Origin of the sequence: Pseudoalteromonas sp. '520P1 No. 423', from assembly GCF_001269985.1 — a bacterium.
In the GTDB taxonomy this organism is placed as follows: Bacteria; Pseudomonadota; Gammaproteobacteria; order Enterobacterales; family Alteromonadaceae; genus Pseudoalteromonas.
In genome coordinates this window covers 1,113,709-1,127,037 of sequence record NZ_BBZB01000001.1, presented here as the reverse complement: position 1 = coordinate 1,127,037, position 13,329 = coordinate 1,113,709, and the positions used below count along the sequence as shown (strand labels likewise).

Below are 13,329 nucleotides of genomic sequence, written 5' to 3'. Positions count from 1 at the left end.
TATTGAAATACTAGTTTTGCTGTGTACGTCTTAAACTGCGTTTTATTCTGGAATTCTCTTTACCTGCTTTTAATAAAGCTTCTTCAATAAAAGCTAAGTGAGCATTACTTGCCTCTCTTGCTTGTACTGGCTGCCCTTCTATTACGGCATTAAACAGGGTTTTTCTATGTTCTGCTAACTGCGCTTTCACGCTATCCTTCTCAACTAAAACAGTTAAATTTTCTAAAATGCTTTGCTCTAGTAAAGAAGACATACCACGTATTAAGTGCAATAACACAACATTATGTGATGCTTCAGCGACTGCAAAGTGAAATTCATTAATCGCTTTTGCTTTCGCTTCTAAATCTATCGCTTTTTCAATTTGGTTGAAGCTCAGTTTCACTTCTTCGTAATCAGTATCTGTACCGCGCAATGCTGCATAATAAGCTGATATACCTTCAAGTGCATGTCGAAACTCCAATAAATCAAACTGCGATTCAGGATGTTTACTTATCAATTCAAATAAAGGGTCTGTCATGCCTTCTTCAAGCTGGTTTTTAATATAAGTACCACCCCCTTGACGACGATAAACTAATCCTTTTACTTCTAGCTTTTGAATTGCCTCACGCAATGAAGGACGGGAAACTTCAAATTGTTTTGCGAGTTCTCGTTCTGGCGGTAATTTTTGTCCTGGCGCAAGCGACCCTTCAAGGATCATATTTTCTAACTGCTCAAGAATGATGTCAGATAATTTTGCTGTTTTAATTTTAAAATTCATGGCTAAAAATAGTACCTAAACCTCAACGGTAAATTGGTCATACCAAATTATTCTGCATAAATTAACAAAAATAGTGAATATAGTCAAAGTTACGCAGACCAATGGCTGTAATTTAAACCGATCTATATCAACAAAAGGTAAATTATGGAAAAAATGTCAAAAAAGAAAGGTAAATATCGATAAAACAAAGTGGTCAGACCAATGAGTTGATTCTAATTATAGCCAGAGATGTTTTAGATTGCTTCACTATATTAAACGCAACTTTATCGGTTAACTCAAAAAATAAAAGATAGAAATAATTCTATCTTTTAAATGCCACGTAATGGCCACAATAAAGGTGCGAAGCAGATTTATTAAGGCAAATCTGAAAATAAAGTTAATAATGCGGTCAATGCTAAAAACAAAAATATATTTCTTTTCACTAACCTGACCATACATTTAGCTTCGAATGTACAGCCAATATGTTTTTGCTCTACTTGCTCAGCCGCTAATGCGGTATGAGTAACAACTTTTCGATTACTCACTTTAAAATCTAATAAGTACTTTAACCAACATGTAGTGCCTTTATTAAAATTACCTATAATCAAATAACCTAAACTAGCGATACGTGCCGGTAACCAATCAAGCCAAAACAATAAAGACTGCAGCACTTTGTGATATTGCGTAATTGAATATTCAAAGTCGACTTGCTCTAATTCTTCAGTATCTTCATTTTTTTGTTTAGTTACTTCTATGTCTTTTCGTACCAAATCAGCATAAGTGCGCACTAAGGCATAAAATACAGCGCCAGCAGGTCCTAAAACAACAAACCAAAATAATACCGCACAATAAAACCTAAAATTAATCCAAGAGAGTGTTTGCCCTAAAGTTTCACTATCCAGTTGTTCTGCAGTTTTCTTTTGGCCTAATTGCAAAGCATATAAGGTTGCAGCTTCATTATCTTGACGCTGCATGGCATTTAAGTAGCCTTTGTACTTTTCTCGTAAATAAATACAACCAATGCAAATTAATAAAATGACAACATTAATTGCCAATTGAAACAGCACAAAGTCAAATAAGGTATAAATAAAGCCCACACATGCAGCTGGTATTACCAACCAAAGTAAAAAACCAATTTCTTTTTTTAACAAAGGTTGAGTGACTGAATGAGCAATTGAAGAATCACCCGTTGATAAATTTAAGTATTTACTGGCATATATGTGCATTTGCCAATAACGGCCTTTTGCATCTAAACGTTCAATAATTAAAGCTATTAATATAGAAATCAGCGTCATAGTTCACCTAGGTAGCAGTAAATCATAAGTACTTTGAGATTATAAATCGATTAATTGATAAAAATATGACCAATCAAAACTTTCACCAGGATCTGTTTTTCTACCTGGTGCAATATCTTGATGACCAACGATACGCGCTTTAGTGAGCTTAGGATAATGCTTTATTAATATTTTTGCTATAGCGCTAAGTGATTGATACTGCATTGAAGTATATGCAATCGTATCTGTGCCCTCTAATTCAATACCAATACTAAAATCATTACAGCCATCTACACCATCAAAGCTTGATACACCAGCATGCCATGCACGCTTATTAAAAGGTACATATTGTATGACTTCTCCACAGCGTTTTATTAAACAATGCGCCGATACTTCTAAACCTTTTAAATCAGAAAAACTATGATGTGCATTGCAATTAAGTGCTCCCATAAATAAATCATCAATATATGAATTACCAAACTTTCCCGACGGTAAAGAAATATTATGGACCACTAAAAGAGAGATATCATTCTCATCTGGTCGTTCATTAAAATGAGCCGAGCAATGAAAATCAACCTCATTTAAACAGCCATTACTAATAGAGTAATCTTTCATAAAAGATGTATTCCCTTAAAATCCAACATACCTAAAACAAGTAAGGCCCATAAATTAATATGGGCCTTACTTAGTTACAAGATAATTATTTATCTTTAATTATTTAATTTCAACTCTTTGAGAGCGCATTACCACTTCATCATTCAGTTCGATGCCAATACCCGGCTCTTCAGACACTTCAAAGAAACCATTTTTAGGTTGCGGATCTTGTAAACATAATTCACGATTCCACTTTTTAATCGCATAAGTATGATGTTCATGAATTAAAAAGTTAGGGATCGCAGTTTCTAAATGTAATGATGCAGCTGTTGCAACTGGACCACCACAAACATGTGCTTGAATACGTACATCAAAAATATCAGCGTAATCACATACCTTTTTAGTTTCTGTAAAACCACCACATAAACCAATGTCAGGCTGCAGTACATCTACACTTTGATCTTCAAGGTATGGACGAACTTGCCATCTATTATAAAGTCTTTCACCACCCGCAATTGGCACATTTACTTTGTCAGCCACTTTTGCATGTAACGAGTGGTTTAAGTAATTTACGGGTTCTTCATAGTACATACAGTCAAACTCTTCAGCAATTTCACCTAACTGAATTGCAGATGTTGCGCCAGGTAAACTATGACATTCAAAAATAATATCAACTTCATCGCCAACTGCTTCACGAATAGCTTGCATACGTGCACGATATAACTTCATTTCTGAACGATGAATAATATTAGTACGATCATAATAAGTTTCACCATTTTTGTTATACATAATAGGATCAACTTTAACTGCATCGTAACCTTCTGCCACCGCTTTTAAAGCCGCCTCAGCGTATTCTTGTGGTTGTACTAGTGCTTTAAACTCGTCATCCCAATCAAATTGTAATTGCGATGCATAAGTTCTTAATTTGTCGTTTACCTTGCCACCTAAAAGTTGATAAACAGGCAAACCTAACGCTTTACCTTTAATATCCCAAAGTGCAGTATCTAATGCACTCATAGCTGAATACACAACTGGTCCGCCGCCTAAGCCCCAAAAGCTTTCTCGTAACATACGAGCCCATAGCTTTTCTGTTTGGAAAGGGTCATGACCAATTAAAAAGGCTTCAGCCATCTCTTTAATCATCGCAGCTGCAGCACTGTGACCTAAATCATAAGCTAGGCCCGCTTCACCCACACCAGATATACCTTCATCAGTATGAATACGAACAAAAACAGGTGTCCAAGCAGGTCTATCTGGACAATGGATATCAAACACTTCGACGCGAGTTACTTTCATGATTGTTCCTATTTAATTTGATTATTGAGTCAAGCCCTGAAATACAGCGCTTAGCTTTAATTTACTTAGCAAAACTTGGATCTAAACGATATGCTTTACGTAACATAGCAGGCCAAGAAACCTGACCGCCTGTACTACCTGTATGTACTTTATTTTGCTGAGTTTTAACTGTATCTAAAATATTTCCCGCTATTGGGATCAGCGGCTTTCCTGTTGAAAGTGCCATCACTTGCACTTCACACGCACGTTGTAAATCAGCCCAACGCATAAATGCTTCACCCACTGTTGGCCCTAAAGTTAAAGCGCCATGATTTGGCAACATTAAAGTATGGGCATTGCCTAAATCTTGTTGTAAACGTGCTTTTTCTGCTGCATTAACCGCTAAACCCTCATAGTCATGATAAGCAATCGCACTTAGTGGAAACATTGCATGCTGACAAATAGGTTGTAAGCCATCCTCTAAGGTTGAGACAACAATGGTTTCATTAGTATGTAAATGAATCACACAATGTGCATCTTCACGTACTTCATGGATCGCACTGTGAATTGTAAAACCAGCAGGATTTATCTTAAATGGTGAGTCATCTAAAATCTCTCCTTGTAAATTTACCTTCACTAAATTGGACGCTGTGATTTCATCAAATGCAAGACCAAAAGCATTAACTAAGTACTCATCTTTACCCGGAAGTCGTGCAGAGATATGTGTATAAATGGTGTCATCCCAACCATATGAATGCGCAAGTCGATAACACGCAGCGAGATCTATTCGTAATTGCCATTCATCATCTGGAACTTTATTTTTTAAATCTAATTGCGGTAATTCAAACATGATGAGATCTCTTCTTGAAATTTAGGATCGCCAGTCAAACTAACGATAGATGTTTAGAAGTCTAAAACAAGCTTTAGAATGTTACAATGATCTAAAATAAAAAAACCGCTTAAAGCGGCTTTTTTATAATTACGATTACCAGTTCAAATCATCTGGCACTTCAAAATCAGCATATGGATCATCTTCGTCTTTTTTATCATCTTCAGGCAATGCATGTAATACGATATATTTTTCGTCTACTTCAGCTATTTTACGAGCTGGTTCATCATTTAATACATAAAAAATGCCTTCAAGCACACATATTGCTAAGCGACCTTTTGCCAGTGCATTTTTTGTAACTTCATTTACATCTAGATCTTTGATCTTATTTTCATAAGTAAAGTTAAAGGTTAACTCACCTTTGATCTCTGATTGATTATGATGCTGTAAAATCTGTTTAACACGCGCTATTTGCTCTTTTTCTTTTTGCTCAATCACTTTAGCTTGGTTAAGTGCTTCTGCTTTTTTCTGCTGCTCTAATTTATTTTTTTCAATATGCTTTTGTAAGTCGCTTGGATTGCTACTTGCGCCTTTTTTCTTCTTTTTTTGTTGCTTGCGTTTAGTTGTTTTTGCCACTTTAATTTTATGTTCAGTGGTTAAACCTGATTTTAATAGCTGGTCTTGTAATGAACCCATGATCATCATGCTCTATATAGATGGAATACGCTTATTTTAATAATCATTTTGATTAATTAAAAGCCTTGTATTGAAGTTTTAAAGGATTAAGCTATCCACAGTTTAATTTCTAAGTATTGTAAAAGCTAACTTATGCATTTTTTTCACTTATTGTGCAGCTCTGTTTTCATCTTTTTTGTGCTTTATGCACCACAACCACTGCTGCCCTTATTTTCCAACACATTTAATGTTAGCCCTGCCGCTGCTGGTAGTTTAATGACTGCCACTATGATCCCCTTAGCAATCGCACCACTGTTTTATGGTTTTATATTTCAAAAACTAAATACTTTGAAAATACTAAAAAATACTATGATGTTATTAGCGATTACCTGCATCATATTTCCTTTTATAAAAACCTTTGAGCTATTGTTATTTTGTAGAGTGTTACAGGGGTTATTACTACCAGCGGCATTAACAGCTATGACAAGCTATATCGGTCAAACATATCAAAATGATCAGCTGCAAAAAAATATGACCATCTATATTGGTAGTACCATTCTTGGCGGTTTTTTTGGCAGGTTATTAGCAGCCAGCTTTACTGAGTTTTTTAATTGGCAGAGCTTTTATTACCTAATCGCTATTAGCTTATTGAGCTTAGCTATTTTTATTAAAATTAATATTAAAGGACATATCCCAACCAAGAATAAGACACAAAATAAAGCAACGCCCTCTATTCTTTCGGGCATTAAAAATTTAAAACAACCTGGGCTATTTAAAGTTTATAGTGCCATTTTTTGTATGTTCTTTTGTTTTACTGCAGTTTTAAATTATCTACCATTTATTTTAAAACATGACTTTAATATGCAAAATACTGCCAATATAGGCTTAGTATATATTGGCTACCTATTTGGGGCTATTGCATCATTATTAACACCATTCTTAGTTAAAAGATTCCAGATACCTTTTAAATTATTGAGCATTATTTTCATCATTTATTGCAGCGCAATTGTATTAATGATGCCAAATCAGTTCCCTGTCTTTTTTACCGCTTTTTCACTCTTTTGCGGCGCTATGTTTATTATTCACTCAATCTCAGCACCGCTAGTAAACAAAATAAGCCAAGCACCAGCTAGCGTCACAAATGGTGTTTATGTCTCTTTTTATTATTCTGGCGGTGCGCTAGGGTCATTTTTACCCGGATTAGTTTATCAAAGCCATGGTAAAACAGCTTTTTTAATGGTTATTTTATTGGTGTGTATATTTGGACTGGGGTTAGTATATTCAGGTTATTTAAAATCAAATAAGCAACTATTGGAATATGAATAACTTTTACAAGAAGGGTTCAGCTACTGTTTGACCAATAGCTGAGTTGTATTACTATAAACACTTACCACTTAATTTCACACTATAATCACGCCACACTACATCATCTATCGAGTGAGTTTTGTCACAATAACTGCGCTTTTTAAGCTCTTTTTCTAACATGTTAGCGGCTTTATCTTCTAGCTCTAATTTTAACGCACCAGAATCACTAAAGCGCTCTGTGAGCAGTAATTTTTTATAAGCACTGCGTGACATATTTTTTGTTGGGGTCAGGTCAACTGCCCCCGTAGGTTTAACTGAGACCGTATATGAAAACGACTTTTGTTTATTTTCAGTTGAAGCGATAAACTTTTCATTATTAATTTCATAAGCGGGCATGTCTGATTTACTGGCGCACCCAGATAACAATGTTAATAATATTATCGGTAAAGCCTTTTTCATTGAATAACCCTTTTGTAATTTTGCTTATGATTTCATTAACTACATTAACCCTTAGCGCTAATCTACACAATGCCCTAATATTCTAAAAGTGGTATTTTGCCAATATTTCTCATCAAGCTCATAACCATAACTGCACCATTTTTTTGATTTAAGTTTTTATCTAACATACTTAAAGCTTTTGTTTTATTTTTAAACATTCAAAAAAATAATAATAAAAAGTACTTGACCAAAGTTATGAATAAACATACAGTACGCACCGTTCAAGGCAACCAGTAACCTTGAATGATGGAATGTGGGGTTATAGCTCAGCTGGGAGAGCGCCTGCCTTGCACGCAGGAGGTCTGCGGTTCGATCCCGCATAGCTCCACCACTTATTCATCAAATAAATATATACACTTCTAAAAAATCTAGTAATACCCTGTAAAAAAAACCTATACTTAATAAACAATTTGTTTTGGTTATTTCAATTATGAAATTCTCAATTGCCTTGATATGTGCTTTATTGCTTTTAATACCTTTAAATAATAATGCCGCTGATAAAAAGCTTAATATTGTTCGAACCATAGCACCTCAATCTGATACAGATACTGCCCACTTATTTTTTACTGACATCATCCAATTAGCACTTGATAAATCTCAAGACAAATACGGCCAATCACAACTGGTATTAAGCACAATTTCTATGACTCAGGGTCGCTGGTTCAGAATGCTAAAAAATAGAATTTATCTTGATATCACTTGGGGCGGAGCCAATAAAGAACGAGAAGAGAGCTTTACCGCCATTCCAATAGATTTGCTTGGTGGTATTTTAGGTGTTCGCGCACTCATTATCAGAAAAGCAGATAGAAAAAAGTTTTCAAACATCACTACTATGGAACAATTAAAAACATTAACCGCCTGCCAAGCAGAGCATTGGCCTGATACCACCATTTTAGAAAATGCGGAATTAAAAATTTTAAAGGTTAATAAATTTGAAATTAACTTCAAAATGCTAGAAAAAGGACGTTGTGACTATTTTCCAAGGGGCATACATGAAGGCTACAGCGAAATAGAAAAGTATCAAATAATGTGGGGCAATAAATTGGTTATATTTGACGAGTTTTTATTAGTTTATCCATTTAATATGTGGTTTTATGTTGATAATAAAAACTATGCCTTAGCAAGCCAAATCAGTTATGGTCTCAAGCAAGCAATAAAAGATGGTAGCTTTAAAACAAAACTTGAAAATCACCCTATTACAAGTCACTTGTTTCCATTAAGTAAATGGGGCGGTAAAAGGCTATTTTTATTAAAAAACGATCAACAAGATCTACAAGCTACTCAAGATGCTTGGTGGCTACTTAAAGAATTTCCTTTTTATAAAGATATAAAATTTAAATAAATATATGAATTTTCATCTTGTTATGTAATTTAGACTCCCATAAGATAAGAAAAAAAATTCATTTATTAATGCATTCACATAACCAAAGCCTCATATATTTACACATTGCCGTATTTTTGTTTGGTGGTACCGCTTTATTTTCTAAACTAATAGGCATGCCTGCTTTAGATATTACAGTCTATCGCACAGCAGTCGCTGCTATTACTTTATTCATTTTATTATATCTAACAAAAAAGAAAATAAAGCTCGCTAATAAAAAAGATTATGGCATTGCTATCTTATTAGGTATTGTTGTTGGCATTCATTGGGTTACTTATTTTACTGGCATGCAAATGGCTGGCGTAACCATCGGTATTATCGCTTTTTTTACTTACCCTGTTTTCACTATTTTTTTAGAGCCATTATTTAATAAAACGCGCCCTAAATTAAAAGATTTAATGCTAGCGTGTGTGGTTGTTTTTGGTATTTATTTACTTATTCCTGAAGCCAGTTTAGGTAACCAAGTAACAATTGGCATAATAATCGGTGTGATATCTGCGGTATTTTTTGCCTTAAGAAATGTATTACATAAAAATTACTTTGTGCATTATTCTGGCCCGCACACTATGCTTTATCAAACTTTAGTGGCTTGTTTAATGTTATGTTTATTTGTTGAAGTGCCTCCATCTGAAGTAACACAAACTGATTGGTTATTAATACTGTTAGTTGGCGTGATATTTACGGCAGCACCACATTCATTATTTGCTTCAAGTTTACAAAATTTATCTGCAACAACCGCAGGTTTAATCTCGTGTTTACAACCGCTATACGGCTGCGTTTTATCTTTTATCTTATTAAGTGAGCGACCAAGCTTAACAACCTTTATTGGTGGTTTTTTAGTTGTCAGTGCGGCTTTTTATGAAACTTGGTCGGTTAATAAAGCAAAAAAAGCTAAAGCGAGTAATAATGGCAGTTGTATTAAGTAAGTTCCCACTCAGAGGCATTGGGTTTTTCAATTCTAGGCATGTTATCGCAGTAATGGTTACTCACTTAAAAGATAACATAACAACGAAGTGTAAATCCCCAGAGGCTTATGTAAGGTGGGTTTAAATAAAAGGAGTTGATTGTTAAATGAAAGTATTTGCTCACAGAGGTGCCAGTGGAAATTATCCTGAAAATACCAAAAGTGCGATAAAAGCGGCTTTAGAGATAGAAGTAGATGGCATTGAAGTCGATTTACATAGCGCTAAAGATGCCTATGTCATTATTCATGACTCATGGTTAGACAGAACAACCAATGGCCAAGGTAAAGTGAGTAATTACACTTTAAACCAATTAAAAGCACTTGATGCTGGCATGGGCGAACAAATCCCTAGCCTACAAGAACTAATAAATTGGAATAATAATCAAACTTTATTAAACATTGAGCTTAAACATACATTTGATTTAACTCAACTTGTTGAAGATATTAAAAACAACCTTGAAAACGGTAAAATATCACAAGAAAATTTAATCATTTCATCTTATGATCACCACCAATTAAGATTTATAAAACAGCAATTACCTTGGATTAAAATAGGCGCGCTTACCTCAAGTATTCCTCTTGAGTATGCTAAGTTTGCTCGCACATTAAATGCTTTTAGTATCCATTTAGATAAAGATTTTATTAATCAGGATTTTGTTTCTGACGCTCACAAAAGAGGTTTAAAGGTTTACGCTTATACTCTAGATAAAGTAGACGATATCAAAGCCATGCTGACCTTAGGTGTTGATGGTATTTTTACTAATTACCCAGCAACAACCAAAGGTATTATTCAAGATCTGACTAATTAACCGGTTAAATAAATCTAAGCACGCTCTATATCAAAGCTAATCACATCTTTGATTTGACTCTGCTCTAGCGCTAGCATTATTAATCTATCAATACCTAAAGCCACACCTGCACACTCAGGCATACCAGAAGCTAAGGCATCTATTAGATTAAGATCCGCAGGCACCTGAGCTAAGCCCATATCTTTTCTTTTTAAGTTATCGCTTTCAAACCTGTTTAACTGCTCATTGGCATCTGTTAGTTCATTAAAACCATTAGCCAATTCCATATTTTTAAAATACAGCTCAAATCTATCAGCTACTTGTGGGTTATCTTTGTTTATTTTAGCAAGCGCTGCTTGAGATGCTGGAAAGTCATAAATAAAACAGGGTTGTTCTTGCCCTATTGTTGGTTCAACAACCATACTAAATAATAGCTGTAACAAGGTATCTTTGTCTGTTTCGTCTTTAGCTATGTTTTCAAAACCATGTTGTTCGCAAAGCTGTTTCAGTGTTTCTAATGAAGCTGTTAATGGGTTTGTATTAAATATAGATCCAAAAGCAGCTTGATAGGTTATTCTCTGTGCTTTTTCGCACTTTAAAATAGCTTGCATGAGAGAATCAATTTCATCCATTAAGTCAAAATGATCAAAACCAGGTCGATACCATTCTAACATTGAAAATTCCGGATTATGATGCTTGCCCGACTCTTCATTTCTAAAAGCTTTGCTTATTTGAAAAATAGCGCCACTGCCACCAGCTAATAGCCTTTTCATTGCGTATTCAGGTGATGTTTGCAAATAAAGCGGTACACCGTTGCTATAATTTGGCCCTAAAAATTCAGTATTAAAACTGATTAAATGAATGTCTGTCACACTTGCTTGAGATAGGCTTGGCGTTTCAACTTCCATTACATTTCTTTGGTAGAAAAACTCTCGAATACTACGAATAATTTCAGCACGTTTTTTTAAATTTTTTATACTGGCGCTTGGCTGCCAAAGAGGAGAGTTCACAATAAGACCTTAAGGAAATTTAAATAGGGAAGTTAGCAATGCAGATAAGTGGGATATGTACCCAAACGACTTTGAGAGTCATTTAACTACATACCCACGGAGATAGCCACGCAGTGGCCTTAATAGAAATGCGAAGCAGAACTATTTAGCAACACGACTCACATATTCACCAGTACGAGTATCAACACGAATTACTTCGTTTACTTGAACAAATAATGGAACACGTACAACAGCACCTGTTGATAAAGTTGCAGGTTTACCACCAGTACCAGCAGTATCACCTTTAAGGCCAGGATCTGTATCTGTGATCTCTAGCTCTACAAAGTTAGGCGGAGTCACTACAATAGGACGACCATCCCAAATTGTAAGTGTACACACATCATTTTCAACTAACCACTTAAGTGCATCACCTAATGCTTTTTCGTCTGCAGCAACTTGCTCAAATGTTTCGTTGTTCATGAAGTGCCAAAACTCACCATCATTATAAAGGTAAGCAAGCTCTGTATCCATTACATCAGCAGCTTCAACAGTATCACCTGATTTAAATGTTTTCTCTAATACTTTACCAGAGATCAATTTACGTAATTTTACACGGTTAAAAGCTTGGCCTTTACCAGGTTTTACCATTTCATTTTCGATAATACTGCAAGGTTCGCCGTCCATCATAAATTTTAGGCCTCCCTTGAATTCATTAGTGCTATAATTCGCCATCTTATCCTCTATTAATCAATTCGAGTTATTTACTAAGCTATGATACAAACAATTGAAGCAAATTTGCATACTAACTGGCAAAAAGAATTAGCAATGGCCGTATCTGAGCCAAATAAATTGCTAAAAATGCTCAAAATTGATGAAAAAGCTTTTTCTGAAGACATGAAAGCACGAAAACTGTTTGCGATGCGTGTGCCTTTACCTTTTATAAAAAAAATGAAAGTCGGTGATAGTCATGACCCCTTATTATTACAAGTACTGCCTTTACATCAAGAATTTTTAATCAAAAAAGGTTTTGATCACGACCCTTTACTTGAACAAAACAATCAAATCCCTGGTTTATTACATAAATACAAATCCCGTGTACTTATCATTTTTAAAACAGGTTGTGCCATAAATTGTCGTTATTGCTTTAGACGTCACTTTCCTTATCAAGATAATCATTTAAACAAAAAAGCACTGATCGATTCTTTAAAATATATCGCTAACGATAAAAATATTAATGAAGTGATTTTAAGTGGCGGCGATCCGCTTATGGCAAAAGATGATGCGATTGATTGGTTTATGACAGAACTGGAAAAAATACCTCACATAATAAGAATAAGGATCCATAGCCGACTTCCCGTGGTGATCCCTAATCGGATCACAGATCAATTGTGTAGACGTTTCAAGTCTTCACGATTAAAAGTTATTTTAGTAACCCATATTAATCACGCTAATGAAATTGACCTCGCATTAAGCCAAAAACTACAACAATTAAAGTTAGCAGATGTCACTTTATTAAACCAAGCAGTACTTTTAAAAAATATTAACGATACAGTTAAAGCGCAAGTTGATTTAAGTGAAGCGTTATTTAGTGCGCATGTTTTACCTTATTACTTACATGTTTTAGACAAAGTACAAGGTGCTGCACACTTTGAGGTTGCTGAAAAAGACGCGATCATAATTCAAAAAGGCATCTTAAATGAGTTACCAGGGTTTTTAGTACCAAAATTGGTAAGAGAAATAGGCGGCGAAAAAAGCAAAACGCCTATTGATTTAGCATTACAATAATATGCAACTAGACGCGTATATTAATATTTTGCCCTAACGTTGCTGTCACAGAAGAAGCTGAAGGTTGATTGCTCACGATTTGTGAACTACTAGTCGCTGATTGAATTAAAGCTAATGCAGCTTCGCCTTCTAGCTTTTGGTGTGACTTTGCCAATGCAGCTGAATACACTTGTGAACCTTGAGAGTTATTAATTGAAGATAAACCTCCACCTGAAATATCCATCTAATTCTCCATT

15 protein-coding genes and 1 tRNA gene are annotated in these 13,329 nt (G+C 34.9%); 6 read left to right on the top strand and 10 right to left on the bottom strand.

Annotation, left to right across the window (positions count from 1 at the left end; genetic code table 11):
- Nucleotides 1-10: 10 nt before the first annotated feature.
- From pdhR to PSA_RS05145, 6 genes are all read right to left on the bottom strand, one after another.
- Nucleotides 11-757, bottom strand: a complete 747-nt coding sequence (gene pdhR / locus PSA_RS05170; protein WP_042147325.1) for a pyruvate dehydrogenase complex transcriptional repressor PdhR — start codon at nucleotides 755-757, stop codon at nucleotides 11-13.
- Nucleotides 758-1,110: 353 nt separating this feature from the next.
- The gene (ampE, locus tag PSA_RS05165) at nucleotides 1,111-2,031 is read right to left on the bottom strand and encodes a beta-lactamase regulator AmpE (RefSeq protein WP_042147322.1); all 921 of its coding nucleotides are present in this window, start codon (nucleotides 2,029-2,031) and stop codon (nucleotides 1,111-1,113) included.
- A gap of 39 nt (nucleotides 2,032-2,070) precedes the next feature.
- Nucleotides 2,071-2,625, bottom strand: a complete 555-nt coding sequence (gene ampD, locus PSA_RS05160) for a 1,6-anhydro-N-acetylmuramyl-L-alanine amidase AmpD (RefSeq protein ID WP_042147320.1) — start codon at nucleotides 2,623-2,625, stop codon at nucleotides 2,071-2,073.
- A gap of 99 nt (nucleotides 2,626-2,724) precedes the next feature.
- Nucleotides 2,725-3,900, bottom strand: a complete 1,176-nt coding sequence (locus PSA_RS05155) for a mandelate racemase/muconate lactonizing enzyme family protein (protein WP_042147317.1) — start codon at nucleotides 3,898-3,900, stop codon at nucleotides 2,725-2,727.
- Nucleotides 3,901-3,961: 61 nt separating this feature from the next.
- Nucleotides 3,962-4,729 carry a class II aldolase/adducin family protein gene (locus PSA_RS05150; protein ID WP_042147314.1) on the bottom strand — a complete coding sequence of 256 codons (768 nt, stop codon included), beginning with the start codon at nucleotides 4,727-4,729 and terminating at the stop codon, nucleotides 3,962-3,964.
- 135 nt (nucleotides 4,730-4,864) lie between these two features.
- On the bottom strand, nucleotides 4,865-5,404 hold the full coding sequence (locus tag PSA_RS05145) for a DUF2058 domain-containing protein (RefSeq protein ID WP_042147411.1): 540 nt from the start codon (nucleotides 5,402-5,404) through the stop codon (nucleotides 4,865-4,867).
- Between the two features lie 132 nt (nucleotides 5,405-5,536).
- Between PSA_RS05145 and PSA_RS05140 the strand changes: the two genes are divergently transcribed.
- Complete coding sequence (locus PSA_RS05140) at nucleotides 5,537-6,709, top strand: MFS transporter (protein ID WP_042147311.1); 1,173 nt, start codon at nucleotides 5,537-5,539, stop codon at nucleotides 6,707-6,709.
- A 51-nt stretch (nucleotides 6,710-6,760) separates the two neighbouring features.
- Here the strand turns inward: PSA_RS05140 and PSA_RS05135 are convergent, their stop codons facing one another.
- Nucleotides 6,761-7,147 carry a hypothetical protein gene (locus tag PSA_RS05135; RefSeq protein ID WP_042147309.1) on the bottom strand — a complete coding sequence of 129 codons (387 nt, stop codon included), beginning with the start codon at nucleotides 7,145-7,147 and terminating at the stop codon, nucleotides 6,761-6,763.
- A 294-nt stretch (nucleotides 7,148-7,441) separates the two neighbouring features.
- Between PSA_RS05135 and PSA_RS05130 the strand changes: the two genes are divergently transcribed.
- From PSA_RS05130 to PSA_RS05115, 4 genes are all read left to right on the top strand, one after another.
- Nucleotides 7,442-7,517, top strand: a tRNA-Ala gene (locus tag PSA_RS05130).
- Nucleotides 7,518-7,616: 99 nt separating this feature from the next.
- Nucleotides 7,617-8,528, top strand: coding sequence for a hypothetical protein (locus PSA_RS05125; protein WP_042147306.1), 912 nt, complete (start codon nucleotides 7,617-7,619; stop codon nucleotides 8,526-8,528).
- 68 nt (nucleotides 8,529-8,596) lie between these two features.
- A complete protein-coding gene (locus PSA_RS05120; protein WP_042147303.1) occupies nucleotides 8,597-9,493 on the top strand; it encodes a DMT family transporter in 897 nt (298 codons plus the stop codon).
- A gap of 145 nt (nucleotides 9,494-9,638) precedes the next feature.
- Nucleotides 9,639-10,340: a glycerophosphodiester phosphodiesterase family protein gene (locus PSA_RS05115; protein ID WP_042147301.1), complete on the top strand. Its 702-nt coding sequence runs from the start codon at nucleotides 9,639-9,641 to the stop codon at nucleotides 10,338-10,340.
- Between the two features lie 14 nt (nucleotides 10,341-10,354).
- On the opposite strand, the gene epmA is transcribed toward PSA_RS05115, so the two are convergent.
- On the bottom strand, nucleotides 10,355-11,329 hold the full coding sequence (gene epmA / locus PSA_RS05110) for an elongation factor P--(R)-beta-lysine ligase (protein WP_042147298.1): 975 nt from the start codon (nucleotides 11,327-11,329) through the stop codon (nucleotides 10,355-10,357).
- Nucleotides 11,330-11,470: 141 nt separating this feature from the next.
- On the bottom strand, nucleotides 11,471-12,040 hold the full coding sequence (efp, locus tag PSA_RS05105; RefSeq protein WP_042147295.1) for an elongation factor P: 570 nt from the start codon (nucleotides 12,038-12,040) through the stop codon (nucleotides 11,471-11,473).
- Nucleotides 12,041-12,079: 39 nt separating this feature from the next.
- Here efp and epmB point away from each other — a divergent pair, with 39 nt between their 5' ends.
- Entirely contained in the window at nucleotides 12,080-13,093 is a 1,014-nt protein-coding gene (gene epmB / locus PSA_RS05100; RefSeq protein WP_042147292.1) for an EF-P beta-lysylation protein EpmB, read from the top strand.
- Nucleotides 13,094-13,100: 7 nt separating this feature from the next.
- Here epmB and PSA_RS05095 read toward each other — a convergent pair whose 3' ends face one another.
- Complete coding sequence (locus PSA_RS05095) at nucleotides 13,101-13,316, bottom strand: hypothetical protein (protein WP_042147289.1); 216 nt, start codon at nucleotides 13,314-13,316, stop codon at nucleotides 13,101-13,103.
- Nucleotides 13,317-13,329 lie beyond the last annotated feature (13 nt).

Bases quoted from the DNA above. Each gene is read 5' to 3' on its own strand.
- PSA_RS05125 (WP_042147306.1), top strand. From the start codon at position 7,617: ATGAAATTCTCAATTGCCTTGATATGTGCTTTATTGCTTTTAATACCT.
- PSA_RS05095 (WP_042147289.1), bottom strand. From the start codon at position 13,316: ATGGATATTTCAGGTGGAGGTTTATCTTCAATTAATAACTCTCAAGGT.
- PSA_RS05145 (WP_042147411.1), bottom strand. From the start codon at position 5,404: ATGGGTTCATTACAAGACCAGCTATTAAAATCAGGTTTAACCACTGAA.
- PSA_RS05115 (WP_042147301.1), top strand. From the start codon at position 9,639: ATGAAAGTATTTGCTCACAGAGGTGCCAGTGGAAATTATCCTGAAAAT.
- epmB (WP_042147292.1), top strand. From the start codon at position 12,080: ATGATACAAACAATTGAAGCAAATTTGCATACTAACTGGCAAAAAGAA.
- pdhR (WP_042147325.1), bottom strand. From the start codon at position 757: ATGAATTTTAAAATTAAAACAGCAAAATTATCTGACATCATTCTTGAG.
- ampE (WP_042147322.1), bottom strand. From the start codon at position 2,031: ATGACGCTGATTTCTATATTAATAGCTTTAATTATTGAACGTTTAGAT.
- efp (WP_042147295.1), bottom strand. From the start codon at position 12,040: ATGGCGAATTATAGCACTAATGAATTCAAGGGAGGCCTAAAATTTATG.
- PSA_RS05135 (WP_042147309.1), bottom strand. From the start codon at position 7,147: ATGAAAAAGGCTTTACCGATAATATTATTAACATTGTTATCTGGGTGC.
- PSA_RS05155 (WP_042147317.1), bottom strand. From the start codon at position 3,900: ATGAAAGTAACTCGCGTCGAAGTGTTTGATATCCATTGTCCAGATAGA.
- PSA_RS05140 (WP_042147311.1), top strand. From the start codon at position 5,537: ATGCATTTTTTTCACTTATTGTGCAGCTCTGTTTTCATCTTTTTTGTG.
- PSA_RS05120 (WP_042147303.1), top strand. From the start codon at position 8,597: ATGCATTCACATAACCAAAGCCTCATATATTTACACATTGCCGTATTT.
- PSA_RS05150 (WP_042147314.1), bottom strand. From the start codon at position 4,729: ATGTTTGAATTACCGCAATTAGATTTAAAAAATAAAGTTCCAGATGAT.
- ampD (WP_042147320.1), bottom strand. From the start codon at position 2,625: ATGAAAGATTACTCTATTAGTAATGGCTGTTTAAATGAGGTTGATTTT.